The organism is Companilactobacillus halodurans (assembly GCF_009600985.1).
In the GTDB taxonomy this organism is placed as follows: domain Bacteria; phylum Bacillota; class Bacilli; order Lactobacillales; family Lactobacillaceae; genus Companilactobacillus; species Companilactobacillus halodurans.
The window spans coordinates 1-19797 of the sequence record NZ_VDFP01000020.1 but is presented as its reverse complement, the minus strand read 5'-3'; the positions used below and the strand labels follow the sequence as shown (position 1 = coordinate 19797).

General features: G+C 36.1%; 12 protein-coding genes. 6 read left to right on the top strand and 6 right to left on the bottom strand.

Features of this window, described 5'->3' with window-relative positions; all coding sequences use genetic code 11:
* Window positions 1-399 precede the first annotated feature (399 nt).
* The 3 genes from FHL06_RS09395 to FHL06_RS09385 all read right to left on the bottom strand — a co-directional run bounded on the left by FHL06_RS09395 (window position 400) and on the right by FHL06_RS09385 (window position 8602).
* Complete coding sequence (locus FHL06_RS09395) at window positions 400-2790, bottom strand: SpaA isopeptide-forming pilin-related protein (protein WP_153386020.1); 2391 nt, start codon at window positions 2788-2790, stop codon at window positions 400-402.
* Window positions 2791-3250: 460 nt separating this feature from the next.
* The gene (locus FHL06_RS09390; RefSeq protein ID WP_153386018.1) at window positions 3251-5746 is read right to left on the bottom strand and encodes a SpaA isopeptide-forming pilin-related protein; all 2496 of its coding nucleotides are present in this window, start codon (window positions 5744-5746) and stop codon (window positions 3251-3253) included.
* Between the two features lie 294 nt (window positions 5747-6040).
* Window positions 6041-8602: a YhgE/Pip domain-containing protein gene (locus FHL06_RS09385; protein WP_153386016.1), complete on the bottom strand. Its 2562-nt coding sequence runs from the start codon at window positions 8600-8602 to the stop codon at window positions 6041-6043.
* 149 nt (window positions 8603-8751) lie between these two features.
* Between FHL06_RS09385 and FHL06_RS09380 the strand changes: the two genes are divergently transcribed.
* From FHL06_RS09380 to FHL06_RS09370, 3 genes are all read left to right on the top strand, one after another.
* The gene (locus FHL06_RS09380; protein WP_153386014.1) at window positions 8752-9342 is read left to right on the top strand and encodes a TetR/AcrR family transcriptional regulator; all 591 of its coding nucleotides are present in this window, start codon (window positions 8752-8754) and stop codon (window positions 9340-9342) included.
* Between the two features lie 126 nt (window positions 9343-9468).
* Entirely contained in the window at window positions 9469-10749 is a 1281-nt protein-coding gene (gene rpoN, locus FHL06_RS09375; protein ID WP_153386012.1) for an RNA polymerase factor sigma-54, read from the top strand.
* Window positions 10750-10859: 110 nt separating this feature from the next.
* Window positions 10860-11789: an AEC family transporter gene (locus FHL06_RS09370; protein WP_153386010.1), complete on the top strand. Its 930-nt coding sequence runs from the start codon at window positions 10860-10862 to the stop codon at window positions 11787-11789.
* 330 nt (window positions 11790-12119) lie between these two features.
* On the opposite strand, the gene FHL06_RS09365 is transcribed toward FHL06_RS09370, so the two are convergent.
* Entirely contained in the window at window positions 12120-13145 is a 1026-nt protein-coding gene (locus FHL06_RS09365; RefSeq protein ID WP_153386008.1) for a MucBP domain-containing protein, read from the bottom strand.
* A gap of 472 nt (window positions 13146-13617) precedes the next feature.
* Window positions 13618-15819 carry an ATP-dependent Clp protease ATP-binding subunit gene (locus tag FHL06_RS09360; RefSeq protein WP_153386006.1) on the bottom strand — a complete coding sequence of 734 codons (2202 nt, stop codon included), beginning with the start codon at window positions 15817-15819 and terminating at the stop codon, window positions 13618-13620.
* A 326-nt stretch (window positions 15820-16145) separates the two neighbouring features.
* Here FHL06_RS09360 and FHL06_RS09355 point away from each other — a divergent pair, with 326 nt between their 5' ends.
* The 3 genes from FHL06_RS09355 (at window position 16146) to FHL06_RS09345 (ending at window position 19400) form a co-directional block, all read left to right on the top strand.
* On the top strand, window positions 16146-16412 hold the full coding sequence (locus tag FHL06_RS09355) for a phosphocarrier protein HPr (RefSeq protein WP_153386004.1): 267 nt from the start codon (window positions 16146-16148) through the stop codon (window positions 16410-16412).
* Window positions 16412-18136: a phosphoenolpyruvate--protein phosphotransferase gene (gene ptsP / locus FHL06_RS09350; protein ID WP_153386002.1), complete on the top strand. Its 1725-nt coding sequence runs from the start codon at window positions 16412-16414 to the stop codon at window positions 18134-18136. The genes FHL06_RS09355 and ptsP overlap by 1 nt, the downstream gene beginning before the upstream one ends.
* 487 nt (window positions 18137-18623) lie before the next feature.
* A complete protein-coding gene (locus tag FHL06_RS09345) occupies window positions 18624-19400 on the top strand; it encodes a hypothetical protein (protein WP_153386000.1) in 777 nt (258 codons plus the stop codon).
* A 125-nt stretch (window positions 19401-19525) separates the two neighbouring features.
* On the opposite strand, the gene FHL06_RS09340 is transcribed toward FHL06_RS09345, so the two are convergent.
* The coding region (locus FHL06_RS09340; RefSeq protein ID WP_192917958.1) for a transposase at window positions 19526-19797 on the bottom strand (272 nt) is incomplete at its 5' end.

The window sequence follows — 19797 nt, the reverse complement described above, 5'->3', positions numbered from 1 at the left end:
TGCCCCAACATCACCCTTTTTATAATATTTATTGAAATGCTTGATTTTAAAAATAAATATATGAAACCCATGAAACAAAAACTTCGAAAATTAATCTGTAAACGAATCAACATCTTAATTTCGATTAAAGTATATTGTCTAGGTAATTGTAAGTAAATATAATAGACCATTTATTATTCATATGTGTACCATTAGTATTCTTAATGTATACCAATATAAATAAAGCAAATAAAATTTTTTCAAATTAAAAGGTATAATATCTAAATATTTGAGAAATTTTTATTTTTATTATAGTTAGAAACCATTTCTTATTATGGATACGATAGATAATTTGACCTTTATTTAAAATAAATTACAAAAAAACTGGTCAGTCTAATTAGATTGATCAGCTTTTATTATCTAAATTTCATGTTTTACTCTCTTTTTGATAATTATTGTTATTCCTAATACCAAACCAATGACCATTAAGATCCAACCACTCTTATTACCAGTTTGTGGGAATTTACCTTTGCCATAATCCGATGATGTTTCAGGTACTGGTGTTGTATTATCGCTATTATTATTTGGTGACAATATTTCATCAGGATTTGGTGCTGGATTTATCGCATTAGGATTTTCCGGAGCAGTTACATTTGGAACACTTGCTTCAGGTTCATTAGGGTTTTCTGGATTAATAATTGGAGTTTCTGGTTTACTTGGATTTGTTATATTAGGATTTTCCGGCTTAACAATTGGAGCTTCTGGTTTACTTGGATTTGTTACACCAGGTTTTTCAGGTTTAACGTTTGGAGAATTTGGCTTGCTTGGTTTTGCAGGGGGATTTGTTACACCAGGTTTTTCAGGCTTAACAATTGGAGCATCTGGATTACCGGGATTATTTGGTTTTACAGGAGGATTGGTTGTGCCAGGATTATTTGGTTGTTGTGGATTGCTAGGATTTTCCGGCGGTGTAGTTGTGCCAGGTGAAGATGGAGTCTTTTCATCTTTAGCTTCCAAAGTGTTAGTCAAATCCTTAGTAACAGTGAAACTAATGGGTTCTTTGTTAAGTTCATAACCATTTGGAGATGTGACTTCAATGAAAGAGTAATTTCCAGCTTCAAGGTCAGAAATTTCAATTTGGCCATTTTTGTCAGTTGTCAAACCGCTTTCGATGATTTTGCCATTGCTATCAACCAAATTGTAGATAGCGCCAGGTAGTGCTGCATTGGTAGTAGCGTCGACTTTTGTCAAAACAACTTCACCAGAATTTGAAATAGTAGTTTTGTCGATGTTGAATTTTTCCAAAACGACTGGAGTTATTTGATTTGATACAACAGTAAAATTGGTTGGAGTAGCATTCAATTCATATCCGGCTGCCGGTTTAGTTTCTATAAATGTGTATTGGCCTACAGCTAAGTCGTCGACAGCAATTTCGCCATTGCCATCTGTAACCAAGTTTTCTTTGATAACTTTTCCAGTACTATCTAACAGATTAAAGGTTGCACCAGCAATTGTTGCTTGGCTATCAGGATCAAGCTTTGTCAAAATGACTCCACCGGGATCAGGGGTATCTTTTTGATTAAAGTTTAAATCAATACTGCCGTTTAAAGGTAAAACAATATTGATTGGTGTTTGGTTGAGTTCATATCCATCAGGAGCCTTAACTTCAGTTAAAGTATAATTTCCATAAGGGAGATTTTGGATGACCAATTTGCCATCGGAATCAGTTGTGGCATTAGAAATAATTACTTTGCCTTTACTATCTTTTAATTCATATTCAGCACCGCTTAAACCATTGCCACTATTAGTGTCGGTTTTTTGTAGGGTCACGGTACCAACCTTTTGCTCGCCAGTACCGGTTGCAGAACCACCCCATGAAACTGATCCACTAACATTAAATGTGCCCTCGTTTGAAGTCATGGTAGCGTTATTGGTCCAAGTATTAGTATCGTTAGCATTAGGGGTTACTGAGACACGATAGTAAATATCAACGGCTGTTGTGACATTTCCAGGAAAAGTAATTGTTACGGTATTTCCTGAAGTTGTAACAGTTGGATTCAGTTCCTGTCCATTGCTGACAAATCCGTTTGAATTATATGAACCAGCAATTGCGGTTAGAGAACCAGGAATATATTCTTGACCATTGGCTAATGTATCAGTGATAACAACACTGTTTAAATTGTGTTCATTAGGATTAAAGGCAATATTCCAAGTCAATTGGTTAGGGATGCCGGTAGAACTATAACTTGCAATCCAGCCTAATTTGTTAAACATCCAATTTTCGCCTTGGGTGCCATTACCTGGATTGGTTCCTTTACCAATCAAAGATAAGGTTCCTTTTCGATTAGCGTTAATGTCTGAAATGGCATCATTGAAAGTAATAGTACCAAAAGATTCACCATTTTTAATGTCAACAGTACCGATTTCAACGCCACTGCCATTATAAACGGGAAATGATGTATCGCCGGCAGCAACTATACCTTCAGGTAATGTAAATTCTGCTGTATCGCCAGCGTTGATTGAAACATCATCAGCAATACTCCAATTATATTTGACGTTGAAATTCAGCCAAGTATAAAGATTATCTGAAGATTGAACAGCGTTGCCATTCATATCAGTAACCTGAGCTTCATTGCCGTTCAGGCCATTGATTTCAAGAATTGATTTTGAAGTGTCTGCAGGAGCAACAGTTGTCGAAGCGGGTGGAGAAGTGGTTGCAGCATAAACAGAATTGTTAGGCATAACTAGGAACAAGAAAGTTAGAAAGAAAGTCAGAAAAGTTATGAGAAGAAGTGATTTTTTCATTTTCATAAATTCTTATCTCCTTTCTTAAAAAAGGGGGCTAACGGGGATTTTTTTGGTTTAAATAGATCTCTGGATTTTGTTTCATAATACTAAAGCAAGAAATAAATTTAAGGTTAAGCTTGTTTCAGTTAGCCCGCTTTTGTACTAATTGGAACAATCAATATAGAAAATCAATTTGAACTACGAATGGATTTCCTAATTGCAATTAAATTATATGACAAAAATGAGTAAGCGAATATAATATACCATTAATTGTTAATGACTATACCAATAGTATTTATAAGTGTATACCAATTACGAAAATGCAAGGAAAAAGGCCTTCAAATCGATAGACAAATGGTTAATTTGGTTAGAAAAGATTGCATAAAAAAGCTGGTCGGTCGATTGGGGCTGATCAGTTTTTTGATAAGAGATTGTAGAATTGAGTTACACAAGAGACGATGAGTTATGTTAACTGTCTCAAGTATCATTCTCTTTTCTTTTGAATGATGATTCCAATCGCTAAGATCAAACCAATTACCATCAAAATCCAACCACTCTTATTGCCAGTTTGTGGGAATTTACCTTTGCCATAATCTGAAGATGATGCAGGTATTGCTGATGCACTGTTACCAGTGTTATTTGGTGATAATGCTTCATCGAGACTTGGTGCTGGATTTATTGCATTTGAGTTTTCAGGTACTGCAATATTTGGCTTTGTAATAGGATTTGTTTCGCCAGGTATTACTGATTCTTCAGGATTAAAGACTGGAGCTTCTGGTTTACTTGGAATTGTTGCACTAGGTTTGCCAGGTTTCTCAGGGTTAGTGCTTGGAGAATTTGGTTTTACAGAAGGATTACTTGTGTCAGGGTTATTAGGTTTTGAAGGTTTATTTGGAAGACTTGGTTCACTTGGAGTTGTTGTACCAGGTTTGTTAGGTTGTCCAGGTGTACCAGGATTTGGTGTAACTACGCCAGGGCTATTTGGTTGTTCAGGAGCACCAGGATTTGGTGTAACTGTACCAGGATTGCTTGGTTGTCCAGGTGTACCAGGATTTGGTGTAACTGTGCCAGGATTGCTTGGTTGTCCAGGATTACTTGGATTTTTAGGTGTTTCTGGTGCGGATGGCACTTTGTCATCAGAAGCATTTAAGCTATTGCTCAAGCCTTTGACAACTGTGAAACTGATAGGTGTTGCATTAAGTTGATAGCCACTAGGAGCTGTAACTTCAACAAAGGAGTATTCACCAGCTTCAAGGTTAGGAACTGTAATCTGACCTTTTTCATCAGTTGTTAGATTGCTTTCGATTATCTTTCCGTTGGCATCTAATAAGTTGTAAATAGCTCCAGCAAGAGGTGTGTTAGCGGAAGAATCAACTTTTGTCAAAACTACGTCGCCAGTATTAGAAACAGTAGCTTCAGCAACGTCGAATTTTTCTACATTGACAGGAGTTGTTTGACCAGCAACAATAGAAAACTCGATTGGTGATGTGTTCAAGATATATCCAGAAGCTGGTTCTGTTTCAACAAATGAATATTCGCCAGGGTCTAAGTTGTCGACGTCAAATTCGCCAGATGTATCTGTAACCAATCCTTCTTTGATAACTTTTCCAGTGCTATCTAATAAATTGAAAGTTGCACCAGAAATTGTGTCCTTAGTGTCAGGATCAACTTTTTTAAGAACAACTGCTCCTGTCTTTGAAACATCAGGTTGTGAATAAGATTTTTCAACAGGACTATTTTCAGAACCGGATATTGTAAAGTTGATTGGAGTAGAGTTTAGTTGATAACCATCTGGAGCTTTAACTTCTGTAAATGTATAGTCTCCGTCAGGGAGGTCATAAATTTCTAATTCGCCGTCTTCGTCAGTTTCAGCATTGGAAATAAGAACTTTCCCAGTGCTATCAGTCAATTCAAATTCGGCACCTGGAAGTGCAACTCCAGAAGAAGCATCAACTTTAGTTAATGTAACGAGGCTACCACTAGCGTCACCACCGCCGCCGCCACTGCTACCTTGATACCAAGAAACAGAAGCGTCAATAGTATTAGTGCCTTCATTAGATGTCATAGTGGCTGAATTTGTCCGAATGTTAGTAATTTTATCAAATGGAGAGGGAAGTGAAACACGATAAAAGATATCGACAGCTGTCGTAACGTTACCGGGGAAGGAAATTGTTATTTGATTTCCAGAAGTTGTGACAGTTGGGGTTAGGGCTTGTCCATTATTGACAAATCCGCTTGGACCATATGAACCGGCGATTGCAGTTAAGGAACCAGGAATATATTGTTGATTGGGGCCTAGAGTATCAGTGATGACAACGTTGTTTAAATTGTGCTCATTGGGATTAAAAGCGACATTCCAGGTTATTTGGTTAGGAAATTTATAAGCGCCATACCCAGATATCCAACCATTTTTATTGAGCATCCAATTTTCACTATCAGAAGTGCTGTCTGACACAGTACCTTTTGTAGCTAAAGATAGAGTTCCAGTGCGACTGGCACTTGTATCAGCTAGCGCATCGTTGAAAGTTATCGAGCCATTTGCTTCACCATTTTTGATGACGGCTGTACCAACTTCAACGCTGCTGGAGTTGTAGACTGGAAACGATAAGTCTTCAGAAGCAACTAAACCATCAGGAAGTTCAAAACTAGCTGTATCTCCAGCCTTAACTACGACTCCATTGGGGATACTCCAGTTATAGCTGACATTGTAATTTGATGAGGTGGGGAAATTACCAGGTGCTTGAACAGTATTGCCATTAGAATCTGTAATTTTCGCATCACCAGCACTTAAACCAGCTAAGGAAAGAACTGATTCATTTCCGTTGTCAGATAAGGTCCCAGGAGGACTAGCTGTGTCGGTGGAAGCCGATGTTGAAATAGACGAAGCTGCTAAGACAGAGCGACTAGGAATAAATAAGAACAAGAAGGCTAAAAAGAAAGTCAAAATTGTTATTAGAAGAAGAGATCTTTTCATTTTCATTATTATTATCTCCTTTATACAAGGGATGAGTTAAATGATTCATCCTTTTCAAAAATACAAACTAAAATCTTAAATCAAAAATATAGAAATTCAATTCCGATAAATTAAATTGATTTTCTAATTTCGGTTAGAGTATATGGCCTTAAAAACGGTAAGCAAATATATTAGACCATTTATTATTTAATACTGTACTAATGGTATTTATCATGTATACCAATGTGCAAACAAAGTAAACAAAAAAGGCCTTCAAATCAGTAGACGAAATATCTAAAAATTTGAAGGCTCTTTGCTTGCTTAAACGAGTGAATGTTCTGCTGACTCTTTAGTAAAATCAATTTCATTGAGATGAGATTTTCTTTTAACGAAGAAGAGAATACTCAAAATTGAAAAAATAATTGTAATGCTTATCAATATCAAAATTTCAGATTTAGCTGAATCTCCAATCATGAGAGTTTGACGAAGACCGTTGACAGAATAAGTCATTGGTAGATAAGGATGGATTGAATTAAAGAAGTCATTTGATAGCTGAATTGGATAAGTTCCAGCTGAACCACCTAATTGAAGAACTAAGAGAATCATACTTAAGAATGCTCCAACTTTTCCTAAAACTAGGTTGAGCCAGTGAACAATTGACATAAAGGCAGCTCCAGTACAAAAAATCATCGCAAAAGTTTCAAATGGTTTAACAGGGGCTAAGCCATTAATAGCTATCAATAATAATAAAGCAGCAATACTTTCGCCTAGAACGAAGATGCCAGTGACACTATTTTTGCTTAACCACCAAGAAAAACCAGTGTGAGGGAATTTTCGAGGAGTGTAGCTATCAAAGATTAAATTAAATGCTAAAGCACCAACGAAGAGTGAAACAGATAACATACAAGGAGCCATACCAGTTCCGTTATTTGGAGCTGTGTCACGCTCTGTTTGTTTAGTTGTCGTGGGTTTTGCTAATTGAGCATAAGTTAGTTTAGTTGCCTTGATATCTGATTTTTTGGCGCCATCAACTAATTTAGCAGTTAATTGTTTGCTACCGTCTGTGACCTGATCGATTCCTGAACCCATTTGAGATGAACCAGAACTCAAAGTTTGAGCACCAGAGGCGATCTGGTCGGCACCACTAGTTAATTGAGCTGAACCAGATGATAATTCTTGGCCCTTAGAGTTAAGCTGCGAGACACCGGAATTTAGTGTGTCGGCACCATTAGCCAGTTGATTGACACCAGAAGTTAAACTGGGCATCTGTGAATCCATCGAGTCGATACCGCCTGTCAAAGTATTCAGACCAGCTGTCAGAGTGTTGCTATTATTTGCCAGTTGATTGGAACCAGAACTCAATTGGTTAGTTCCTGAAGCAAGCTTTTTCGAACTAGTATTGACGGTACTGATACCGGAGTTTAGTTGGCTCATGCCAGAGGTTGCGTTACCTAGCTGTGTCGTCAGCTCTTGTGAACCATTGGCTAATTGGGAAATCGCCGTCGACAATTCGTCTTGCGAAGCTGTCAAAGGTTGAGTTAAAGCGTTTATTTGTGTTGAAACATTTGCTTGGGTTTGGAAAAGATTGTTCAAATCAGTACTTAAGGATTGGGTCAACTGACTGAGATTTTCACCGTTAGAATTATTGACCGTGTCCATGATGGCAGCTTTTTGAGCTGCAGTTAAACCTTGTTCGTCAGCAACTTGTGAGACCTTGGAACTTAAATCTGAGTTGTTCTGATTAGAAACGGCCTGTTGAAGTTTGGTCAAATCATTTTTGATAGTTGTTGCTTGTTGACTATTATCATTAGCTAATTGATTTTTTAAACTGTCGATGGATGAATTGAGTTGCGTATTGCTGCCGTTTAGACCAGAGCTAACTTTTTGAAGATTGCTGGTTAATTCTTGACTAGCCGAGTGAATCTGATTCAGACCAGAATTCAGTGTATTAGAACTATTAGCGAGTTGATCAGTACCATTGCTTAACTTGCTGCTACCAGAATTTAAAGTTTGAATTGAAGAGTTCAGTGTTGCCACACCTGAAGTGTAGCTCTGCAAACCAGAATTCAAAGCTTGACCTCCAGATGTTAATTGGTCAACGCCAGATGATAAGGTACGTGATTTGTTATTAAGTTTTTGTAAACCATTATCCAAGGTGTTAGAACCACTTGCTAATTGATTGACACCTTGTAAGTATTGGTCAATACCTTGATTTAAAGTACTTGTACCGTTAGAAAATGTTAATGAACTAGCAGATAAAGTATTTAATCCTTGAGTGATTTGCTTATTAGCATCAAAAACTTTTTGATTACCATTAGCTAGCTTTTGACTACCTTTAGCTGCATTATCCATACCAGTTGAAACTTGCTTGATTGATGCAAACATAGTTTTAGCGTAGGTTTTAGTGACTTGATCAGAAACAGAAGCAGCGGCTTCTTTTGCAGATGAAGCAGTCATTTTAGAAGCTGTGAAATTATGACCAGCACTGGTCTCGTAATTAAGAACCATTTTTTGAGGTTTCTTGTTTAATAAGGTAGTGGCATTTTGGGAGAAGTTTTTTGGGATAGTGATAGTCATATAATATTTACCATCACTGAGTCCTTTTTTAGCTTTAGCTTTAGAAGAAACAAGTTGAAAATCCATTGCATTCGATTTCTTTAGACTTTTGGCTAAGTCATGACCAACTTTTAACTTGGTACCTTGATAATTGGTATCTTTATCATTATTAACGACTGCCACAGGGAGGTCTTTTAGTTCTCCATATGGATCCCACATTGATTTTAAAAATGTTACCGAATAAATCGACGGGATGAAGATCATTACTATAAAAGAAATCAACAGTAACTTGTGCTTTATAAGATACTTCCATTCTTGTTTAATCATTGCTTTACCTCTTAGTGAAATATGTTATAGTTGCTTTGAAAAATAATACTCAACTGTGGATTAAATGATAAACGATTATTATTTAAATTCCACAACATAAATACACAAAGTGTGTAATAACTTGAAATTATTTGAAAAGGAATAAAAAAATGAAAAAAGTTGATCGTCGAGTTCAAAAAACTAATCAAGCATTACAACTGGCATTTCAAAAGATGACTAGAACAACTAGTTATCGGGACATTACGGTTAAGTCTTTGACGCAAATGGCCCAAATTAATCGCAAGACGTTTTATCTACACTATGATTCAATCGATGATTTTTCTAACACGTTTGTCAACGATATCGCCGATAAATTATTGAAATTAATTACGGAAGAGCCTTTAGCTGATAAGTTGTTAGAACCAGGGTATATTTTTAATAAAATTTTTGACTTCTTTCAAGAATCACGAGAATTTTATGCTTTCATGATGACTTCAGTAGATTACAGCTTTTTAGCACGTAAAGTGGAAGTTAAACTTGCTCAAGGATTTTCAGCTGCTTTATATGAAACTTTTGATATTTCAAAGGTAGATGCTTATATTTGCGCTAATTTCTTGGTCAGAAATACATTGATGCTCTTTCGGCTTTATAATGGCGGGCAAGTTAAGCTTAGTAAGGCAGAATTTCGTGATAAATTGGCGCGTTTAAATTCTAGCGGCTTGAGTTCCTTTATTGATGCCACTCGTAATGTTAGAAAATAATTTTTATTTAGGTTAAATACAAATCGTCAAAAAAGCGCTATCATTATATTAGTTGTTAGATTGAAAACTTTTTCACATCAATGAAATTATGCTCTGAATAACTAAAAGATGAAGGGAGTGAATTGAATGGAGCTAAAACAAAATTTGAATCAGAAACAAGTTCAGGGATTGACCTTAACGCAAGGGATGCGTCAGTCAATTTTGATTTTGCAATCAGATGCGATTGATTTAGCTGATTATTTAAATGAACAAAGTCTGAGTAATCCCTTATTCGATGTCCATGTGAACTTGGATATGCCTTTTGTCGATAGTGGAAATAATACGTCGTATCAAATCAAAGATGAACAGCAATCACTCTTTGAATATTTGCTTGATCAAGTTCAATTGACAATGCGTAAGACGCCACTACGTGATTTAGTAGTTTATTTAATTGAACAATTGGATCCTAATGGCTATTTGACTGTGACTGATGATGAAATATATCAAGAAGTCGACGATATAACGCCAATTATGCTGTTGGATGCTAAAACACTTTTGCATCAACTCGATCCTCCTGGGATTGGGGCAAAAAACTTACAAGAATGTCTCTATTTACAAGCTGAAGCAGATAATTCCAATAAAGCTGTTATGTCAATGTTGAGCGATAATTTTGAATTATTCGTCAAACATGAATGGAAACAACTAAGACATGCTCTACATCTTTCAAACGCTGAATTGCAAAAAGATGTTGATTTTATCCAGACGCTTTCAGCTAATCCAGGTCAACGTTATACTTCTGAAGATGAACAATATGTTGTTCCGGAATTGCAAGTTAGAAAAAATCACGACAAATTAACTTTATCAGTCACCAAGTATGGTCAGCCGCAATTGATTTTTGCCGAGGAGACTTATGATAAGTTGGAGAAGTCGACTGATGACGATGTCAAACGGTATATTCACAATAAACTACATCAATACAAGACTTTGGAATATAATTTGCAGCGTCGTATTGAAACTATCTCAATTATTGGTCGATGTATCGTTAAAGCTCAGTATCAATTCTTTATGCAAAACACGAAAGCTCTCGAGCCATTATTGATACGTGATGTCGCACAGAAATTGCAACTGAGCGAATCAACTGTAAGTAGAACTATCAATGGAAAATATATTCAAACTGATTTTGGGATTTATGAATTAAAAGATTTCTTCTCTCGCCGTAGTAAAGTTACTGTCGGTACGGAAAAATCTGTTGATCAAGTCAAAGTTAAAATTAAAAGTATTTTGGAAAATGAAAATCGTCATAAACCTTTAAGCGACCAAAAAATTTCTAATATGCTGGTCAATGATGGTTTGAAGATTGCAAGAAGAACTGTTGCTAAATATCGTGAACAATTAGGATTTCCTGCCACTAGTCGGCGGAGAATTTAACGAGTAATCAAAAATGTCATATTTTGTTAAATATGGCTTTTTTTTGTATCTTCTTTTCCTTTTGGCATAAAAAATTTGTATAATATATTAACTAAAGGGGAATAGATGATATGAATATTGGACAACTGATCAATCAAATAGTTCTAATGTTTTGCCTAATGTTAATTGGGATTTTAATCAATAAATTAAAATTTATGCATTCGCAGACATCTAGCGATTTAACGAATGTTTTATTGTACATTGTGTCGCCGTGCTTAATTATCAACGCTTTTGAGCAACCTTATTCTGGAGATAGGATTCACCAGTTTCTTTTAGCCGCAGCCAGTGTGATAGTTTTATATGTTTTAGAAATTATTATTGCTAAATTAGTTTTTGGACGGTTGAATGATAAAAATTTGAGTCGGATTACGCAATACGGGAGTATTTATTCCAATGCAGGATTCATGGGTATTCCCTTGATCAGTTCTTTATTTGGGTCTCAGGGAGTATTCTTTGCGGTCGTTTCTTTAGCTGCATTCAATATTTTTAGCTGGACTCAAGGCGTGTCCTTGTTTAAAAATGAAGAAGTATCAGTTGAAAAAAATAATTGGTGGGAAATTTTGTTGAATCCTAATATTATTGCAATTATTGTTGGAGCGATTTTATTTGTTTTTTCTATCAAAATTCCAGATATTCCTAATCAAGTAGTTAAATATGTTGGTTCTGTCAACACGCCGTTGTCAATGATTGTTATTGGTAATAGTTTAGCTAATATCAAATTTACTAAGGACATGTTGAATAAAGAAATTGGGCTGACGATAGTCTTGCGTAATTTGTTATTCCCAATTATCGGGATATTCATTTTGAAATTAATGGGTGTAACTGGCATTGCTTTTTATACAACGATTGTTATGTCAGCTTGTCCAGCCGCAGGTTTAGTAGTATTGTTCACTTTGCAAGCAAAAGGGGATGCAGCACCGGCAATTTCTTTGATGAGCTTGTCTACTATTTTAAGTTTGATTACTATTCCTTTAGTATTTGGAATCGGTGGATTGATTTGATATTTTGAATTTAGATAGTAAAAACCCTTAACCGACTTTTTTGTTGGTTAAGGGTTTTTGTTTTGATTTGTATGTTTTGAGATGAGGGCAACCTAACTCCACTCTCTGATTGAAAACGAGTTACGATGGGCAACTCATTGCGGCTAAGCCTATTTCCTAAATCACTCGCAAAAAGCGCGAGCAATTCATGAAATTGTCTTAGTCCTCGTGAGCTAACCCCCCATCTTCACTCTCTGATTGAAAACGAGTTGCGATGGAGCAACTCACTACGCCTAAGTCTATTTCCCATATTGTCTTAGGTTCCAGGAGCTAACCGCCCATCTCCACTCTCTAAATATTTAGATACTTGCTTTCAATATAAAATCCATCGCTAAGTTCTGCCCAAACGCTGTAATTATCCAATTGCACTAATTTCTTAACTAAGACTTTTTCTCCGCCACGGTATCTTTGGTTATCCATATCTCCATAAGGCGTTTGCCAAGCTGTTATGTATTGGTCTTTGTAATACATTATTTCAACTGAACGGTTGATGTTCATGCTGTCGATTACGGAGTAGGTGTAACTGATGTTACTGGCTGTCTCTGCTAAGGGGCTGTCTAACATTTCTTGACGAGAGCTTTCCTTTTTGATTTCTTTTGGCGTGATATTTTCTGTACTTGGTATCCAAGTATTTCCACCGAGATTGTACCAAATGATATTATTGTATGATTCTTGAACTGCTCGATAAACTTTCCAAGTTGTCCCATATGGCAGGACTTTCTCTAATGGCTTTTTACTTAATGGTTGATCAAAAACTCGGACGTTGTTTGAAGTCTGGATAAATAAATCTTTACTGATTTGATAATTTCTAACTGGCAAAAGATTGTAAGTATATTCTTGTTCTTGAACCTGCTGGGTAAATTGACCAGTTGGTTTTTTTGGACCATGTATCAAGAAAAGGTTGGCTTCTTCTAATGGCTTAGTATCAAATTTTCGATTCAAATCGCCAATCAAATATTGTGGATCAGATATTAGATTACCCTCGGTGTTTCGATGGTAAACGATAACTGGTGCCGATAATTGACTCGCATAAACTAAATAAATTCCGTCAGAATTGGGGATAAATGTTTGTTGAAAATTGGTAACTGATGACAAAATATATCCCGGTATCTCTTTCCAAGGAATATCTAATTTGTCCAGATAGTGTCCCTTGATCGTGGTAGGTTGGATGATTTCTTTACCGATAGAATCAACATAATGGACCTTGATTTCGACATCATCGCGAGCTATTTTTTTTACTTTAGGTGAGAGTACATCATTTTCCATAGTTCTTTCCCCGTTATGGGAAAATTGCTCATTTTTAATTTTCTTTCCCATAAGAATCCCTTCTAACTTAAATTACCGTAATTCTAACATGAAAGAGGTAGGGAAAATGCCGACGGATGGCTGTTAGCGAGATATTTAAAGGAAAAACAAGAAAGAGTAAAGAAAATTTTAAACAATGGAATAAAAATAAGAGTAAAAAAGATTGAGCACAATTATAATTCAAATTATTTTGGTACAAAAATTTTGGTAGCAATTTGAGACTTTTCAATAATAATGGAGGTTATCAAGAGTTATTAAAGAAGCTGTTCGAAAATGAATTGGTTTCCTCAGAAAACTCCTCATCAACAGCCGTTGACAAAGAGACAAATTAACTTGGAATAAGGACAATGAAATTTTATTGTTTATTCAATCTAATTGGAGTGCTGTAGAAACTTATAAAACGATTTTAAACTGGTCAAATGAAGATAGTGTATAAAAAAAGGCTGAAACTTAACGTTTCAGCCTTTTTCATAAGCACCACTAATTATTTTGTAGTATCAGGTGCACTATACTTTGAAATTTTAATTTCACCCTTATCAAGGTGGGCTTCCAATTCCTTATCCTTAGAGTTATCTAGGAAGTAATCGGCAACCTTGTCTTCGATTTGTTCTTCAATTACACGACGAAGTGGACGAGCACCCATCTTAGGATTGAAGCCTAAATCAACTAATTTATCCTTAGCATCTTTTGTAACATGAATGCTTAGACCTTGATCAGCAATCATCTTGTTAGTATCGTCTAACATTAAATCAACGATCTTGAGCAAGTTGTCCTTGGTCAAGGAATTAAATTCAACGATGCCATCGAATCTATTCAAGAATTCTGGTTTAAAGAATTCTGATAAGCGATTCATGATTGAATTTGTTTTACCAGAAGCTTCAGCACCGAAACCAACATTTGCTTCTTGCAAACCTTGTCCAGCATTTGAAGTCATGATAATAATTGTATCTTTGAAACTAACAGTTCTGCCTTGTGAATCAGTCAAACGACCATCATCTAGGATTTGCAAGAACATGTGCATAACATCTGGATGAGCCTTTTCAATTTCATCAAGCAAAATCAAACTGTATGGATTACGACGAACTTGTTCAGTTAATTGACCAGCTTCTTCGTAACCAACATACCCTGGAGGCGAACCGATAAGCTTTGACACGCTTTGTTTCTCCATGTATTCAGACATATCGAATCTAATCATCGAATCTTCTGAACCAAAGAGTTGACGAGCTAATTGCTTAGCTAACTCTGTCTTACCAACACCAGTAGGCCCAACAAATAGGAATGATCCAATTGGACGACCTGATTTATTGAAACCAACTCTGTTACGACGAATAGCTCTAGCAACTTCGCCAACAGCTTTATCTTGGCCAATGATATGACCTTTCAAATCAGTTTCTAAGTTCTTTAATTGAGCTTGTTCGTTTGATTGCAATTCTCCAACAGGAATGTTGGTCTTCTCTTCAACAATCTTTTGAATGTCTCTTTCAGTTACAATATTTTTATCTGCTGGTTCATCCTTATTACTATTCTTCATATCTTGGAATTTAGTAACTTGATCACGATAGTAAGCAGCCTTTTCGTAATCTTCATTGCGGAGGGCAGCTTGCTTTTGAACTTCAGCATCTGAAATCTTGTTATCTAAGTCAGCCACATCAACATGATTGATTTGCAAGTTCTTCTTTGAACCAGCTTCATCGATTAAATCGATAGCCTTATCAGGTAGAAATCTATCTTGAATATAACGAGCTGATAGTTCTGCCGCTGATTTGATAGCTTCTTTAGAGAATTTTACATGGTGATAATCTTCATATTTAGGTTGCAATCCCTTGAGGATTTGGACAGTTTCGTCAACAGAAGGTTCGTCAACTTGAACTGGTTGTAAACGACGTTCAAGGGCAGAATCTTTTTCGATTGTCCGATATTCGTTAAGGGTTGTTGCACCGACTAGTTGCAAATCGCCACGGGCTAGGGCAGGTTTCAAAACGTTACCTGCATCCATTCCGCCTTCAGCATTACCTGCACCGACAATTTCATGAATTTCATCGATAAAGAGGATAATTTCTTTGTTCTTTTGTAATTCATTGATCAATTGTTGCATTCTTTGCTCGAATTGACCACGAACGCCAGTACCTTGAACTAGTGAAACTACGTCTAGTCTAACGACATGTTTATGTTGCAATTTTTCAGGAACATCGCCATCGACGATTTTTTGAGCCAAACCTTCGACAACAGCCGTCTTACCAACACCAGCTTCACCAATTAGAACTGGATTATTTTTTGTTCTTCTATTTAATATTTCAATTACACGATCGATTTCCTTGTCCCGACCGATGACTGGATCAATTTGACCTTTTTTGGCGAGATCAGTTAAATCAACACCATACTTATCTAGGACTCCGTTGCCTCCTGAACGACGGCCATTATTTCTATTGCCGTTGCCCGTTTGAGGTTGAGGACCTTGTTGCTCGAAAGCATTGTTTGGTTGCTGACCACCATTTAAGGCGTTGAACAAGTCTTCGAAACTAGAAAATCCGCCTGGATTTTGTGCCATATTATTCATACCTTCATTAGCTTGATTTCTTAATTTTTGATAACAGTCTTGGCAGAGATTAACTTCTGTCCGTTGACCATTAACACTTGTGTACAGATGAATTGTCGCTTCATTTTTGTGACAATTTTGACATAACATTCGCACCCCACCTTTCCTTTATCACAGGATACAACGGTAGTATATAATTAGCACTCGACGAATGCAAGTGCTAAGTCTTGGAAATGATAAATTTCTTTATCTAATAGAAGAAATATATCTTTTTTTCAATTTTTATTGAAAAATGTAAATAATATAAACGCTTTCAGGCTCTAGTGTTGTAAGCGCTAAACGTCTTATCGTGCTTGGTTTATAACGACTTTTTTTGGCCAAAGCCCTTGTGAAAAATTGAAGATAATGGTAAATTAATTAGTGAATATTTGTAGGTCTACTACAGAATTTTATAATTATATGGTGAGGTATTTATTATGGAAAAGAAAGAATTTCACATTATTGCAGAAACAGGAATCCACGCACGTCCAGCAACTATGCTAGTACAAACAGCTAGCAAGTTTAGCTCAGATATTAATATTGAATTCTCAGGCAAATCAGTAAACTTGAAGTCAATCATGGGTGTTATGTCACTCGGTGTTGGCCAAGGTGCTGATGTTACAATTTCAGCTGATGGTGACGATGCTGCTGATGCTATCGTTGCTATTGGTGACACAATGACAAAGGAAGGATTGGCAGAATAATGGTTAAAACTATTAAGGGAATTGCAGCAAGTGATGGTATCGCTACTGCTGAAGCATACCTTTTAGTTCAACCAGATTTGTCTTTCACTAAGAAAAGTATTTCAGATGCTGATGGAGAAATCGGTCGTCTAAAGGATGCTATTTCAACATCAGATGATGAGCTAACAAAAATCAGAGATACCGCTAAGGAATCTCTAGGTGAAGAGGAAGCTCAAGTTTTTGATGCTCACAAGATGATTTTGGCTGATCCTGAATTTACGGGTGCAGTTGAAAAGGAAGTTTCAGATAAGAGTGTTAATGCTGAACAAGCACTTCACGATGTTTCTGAAAACTTCATTTCAATATTTGAAGGAATGACAGATAACCCATACATGCAAGAAAGAGCAGCCGATGTTCGCGATGTTACGAAACGTGTCATGGCACATCTACTAGGCGTTGCATTACCTAACCCAGCATTAATTGACCATGAGGTCGTTATTGTTGCTCACGATTTAACACCTAGTGATACAGCTCAATTAAATAAGAAGTATGTTAAAGGTTTCGTTACTGATATTGGTGGTCGTACAGCTCACTCAGCCATTATGGCACGTTCTCTTGAATTGCCAGCTGTTGTTGGTACAGATACGATTACCAAAGATGTTAAGAAGGGCGATAAAGTCATCGTTGATGGCTTAAACGGTTCTGCAATCGTTGAACCTTCCGATGACGATATCAAACATTACAGTGAATTAGCTAAGAATTTTGCTGCAGAAAAAGCAGAATGGGAAAAATTAAAGGATCAACCTTCAGTTACAGCTGATGGCAAACACTTTGATATTGCTGCTAATATCGGTACACCTGATGATTTACAAGGTGTTATTGATAATGGTGCCGAGGGTGTTGGTTTGTATCGTACAGAATTCTTGTACATGCAATCAGACAGTCTCCCAACTGAAGAAGATCAATTTAAGGCTTATAAGAAAGTTCTTGAAGGCATGAAAGGTAAGGCAGTTGTTGTCCGTACAATGGACATCGGTGGTGATAAGCATTTACCATACTTGCCACTTCCTGAAGAAATGAACCCATTCTTGGGCTACCGTGCTATCCGTATTAGTTTGGATAGACAAGAAATCTTCAGAACTCAACTAAGAGCATTGCTACGTGCATCTGCTTATGGTAACTTACGTATCATGTTCCCAATGATTGGTACTTTACAAGAATTTAGAGATGCTAAGAAGGTCTTTGAAGAAGAAAAGGCTAAGTTAGTTAAAGACGGCGTTAAAGTTTCTGACGACATTCAATTAGGAATGATGATGGAAGTTCCAGCTGCTGCTGTTCTTGCTGACCAATTTGCTAAAGAAGTTGACTTCTTCAGTATTGGTACTAACGATTTGATCCAATACACAATGGCTGCAGATCGTGGTAACGAACACGTTTCATACCTCTACCAACCATATAATCCTTCAATTTTGAGATTGATTAAGCATGTTATTGAATCAGCTCATAAAGAAGGCAAGTGGGCCGGCATGTGTGGTGAAGCCGCTGGTGACAACACTATGCTTCCATTGCTATTGAGCATGGGTCTTGATGAATACTCAATGAGTGCTACATCAGTACTTCGTGTAAGAAGTTTGATGAAGAAGTTGAGTACAAAAGACTTGGCTACATTAGCAGATCGTGCTGTTAACGAATCAATTACTAATGAAGATAACAAGAAACTTGTTGAAGAATACTTAAACAAGTAATAATCTATATTAATGAATTCAAAAAGAGTCCGCGTTGGCGGGCTCTTTTTGTCTCTCATGGAAAAGTAAAAAGTATGTTACCCTATTAAAAGAGATTAATAGAAAGGGAATATATGAAGAACAAGGTCATTAAAAATTTCATAGTATTTATTATTTTTTGGCTCCTGATTGTTTTGGGATTAAACCTACACAATCATCAACCACTTTTTTATAATTTTCCATGGGAAATATTATTAATATTTGCTTTATCGTTGATTCAAGTAGTTTCAAATTTGAGTAAGCGAGCTATCTGGGGGATTTATTTCGTAGTCTTTTATATTTATATGTTACTTGTTGGTGGCTATTACAATTGGAGCTCATTGGTTATATTTGCCATCTCAGCTATATTTATGTCAGCGGTTACTTACTTCATTGGAAGCCAATTTAAAAAGGGAGATAGCTTAAAATAAACAATTAAGGGGATTGATATTTTAACTGGGAGTTAAAAATGAAAATCAAAAAAATCTTACTTGTTTTCCTATTTGTCATTTTTGCTTTGGCAGCAGGATGTCAGCATCAGAATAAAAGAGAGATCAATCAAACTGAACAAGCACAATTGGTTAAGAAGAACCGGGAAGTTTGGAATAAGAAAGTAAAATCTTCTAAAAAAGTTCAGTTGAATGCTCCTAATGATGATATTGTTTCTGTTCCCAGCGGTTACGATGATACGAATATGTCACTGTCGCGTTTAAAAAATGGCAATCAATATTTAGTCAAAGCTAAGGTAATGAATTTACAGCCTGAATGGAAGCGTCCTTTTACACCTGAAACGAAAGCTAGTATTTTTGTAGAAAAAGTCATTAGTGGCGATAAATCAATTCAGAATTCTACTATTAAAACTGAATTTTCCGGAGGTCTTTCAACAGCTGAATATTGCTTTAATGATATAGAAGGGCGGTATCTTGGTGAAGACTTTGGCATTGATGATCCTAAGACGGTTATATATATGAAAAATCAGACTGAACCGATGCCAAAAATCGGTTCAACAGTTATTTTAGGACTTGAGAAATTTAGACCGGATGATAAGTATCACGAGAAGTTGTACAAGAAATACGGTTTAACGAAGGAAAATTTCTTTACTATTAATAATCCAGAAGTGACATATTGGATTAAAAAGCATGGTCGCTTTAAATTAAATAATCCGGCTTTTTATCAAAAAGAGAACCGAAATAGTAATCCCAATATTTTTAAGTTAACTAAAAAATTAAATGAAAAGTATTTATAAATTTGGAATATGAAAAAAAGAGAGATAAAGCACTGTTTTTATACAGTACTTTATCGGCTCTTTGTCAAATCGTATTGATGAATGATTTTTGAGCTTATTAAGTACTCTCATTGAGGGTACTTTTTTTATGCACAAATCAATCTTATTCTCTTAATAAAATGGTTAAGATTTCTAAATCCATAAGAATTTCTTTTCAATTTCTTTATTTTTCCAATGGTGCCCTCAAGAGGGCCATTGGAATATGGCAATAAGCAACTGTTTTTTACATAGTTTATATTTTTTCGTAACGTTGTAATGGCTGTATCCATTGCGGTTCCATTTCTTTTATACCTGTAGGTGGTTTCCCTAAGTATATCTATGTCATGATGTCTTATCGCTTCTTGAATGCTTTGGTAAG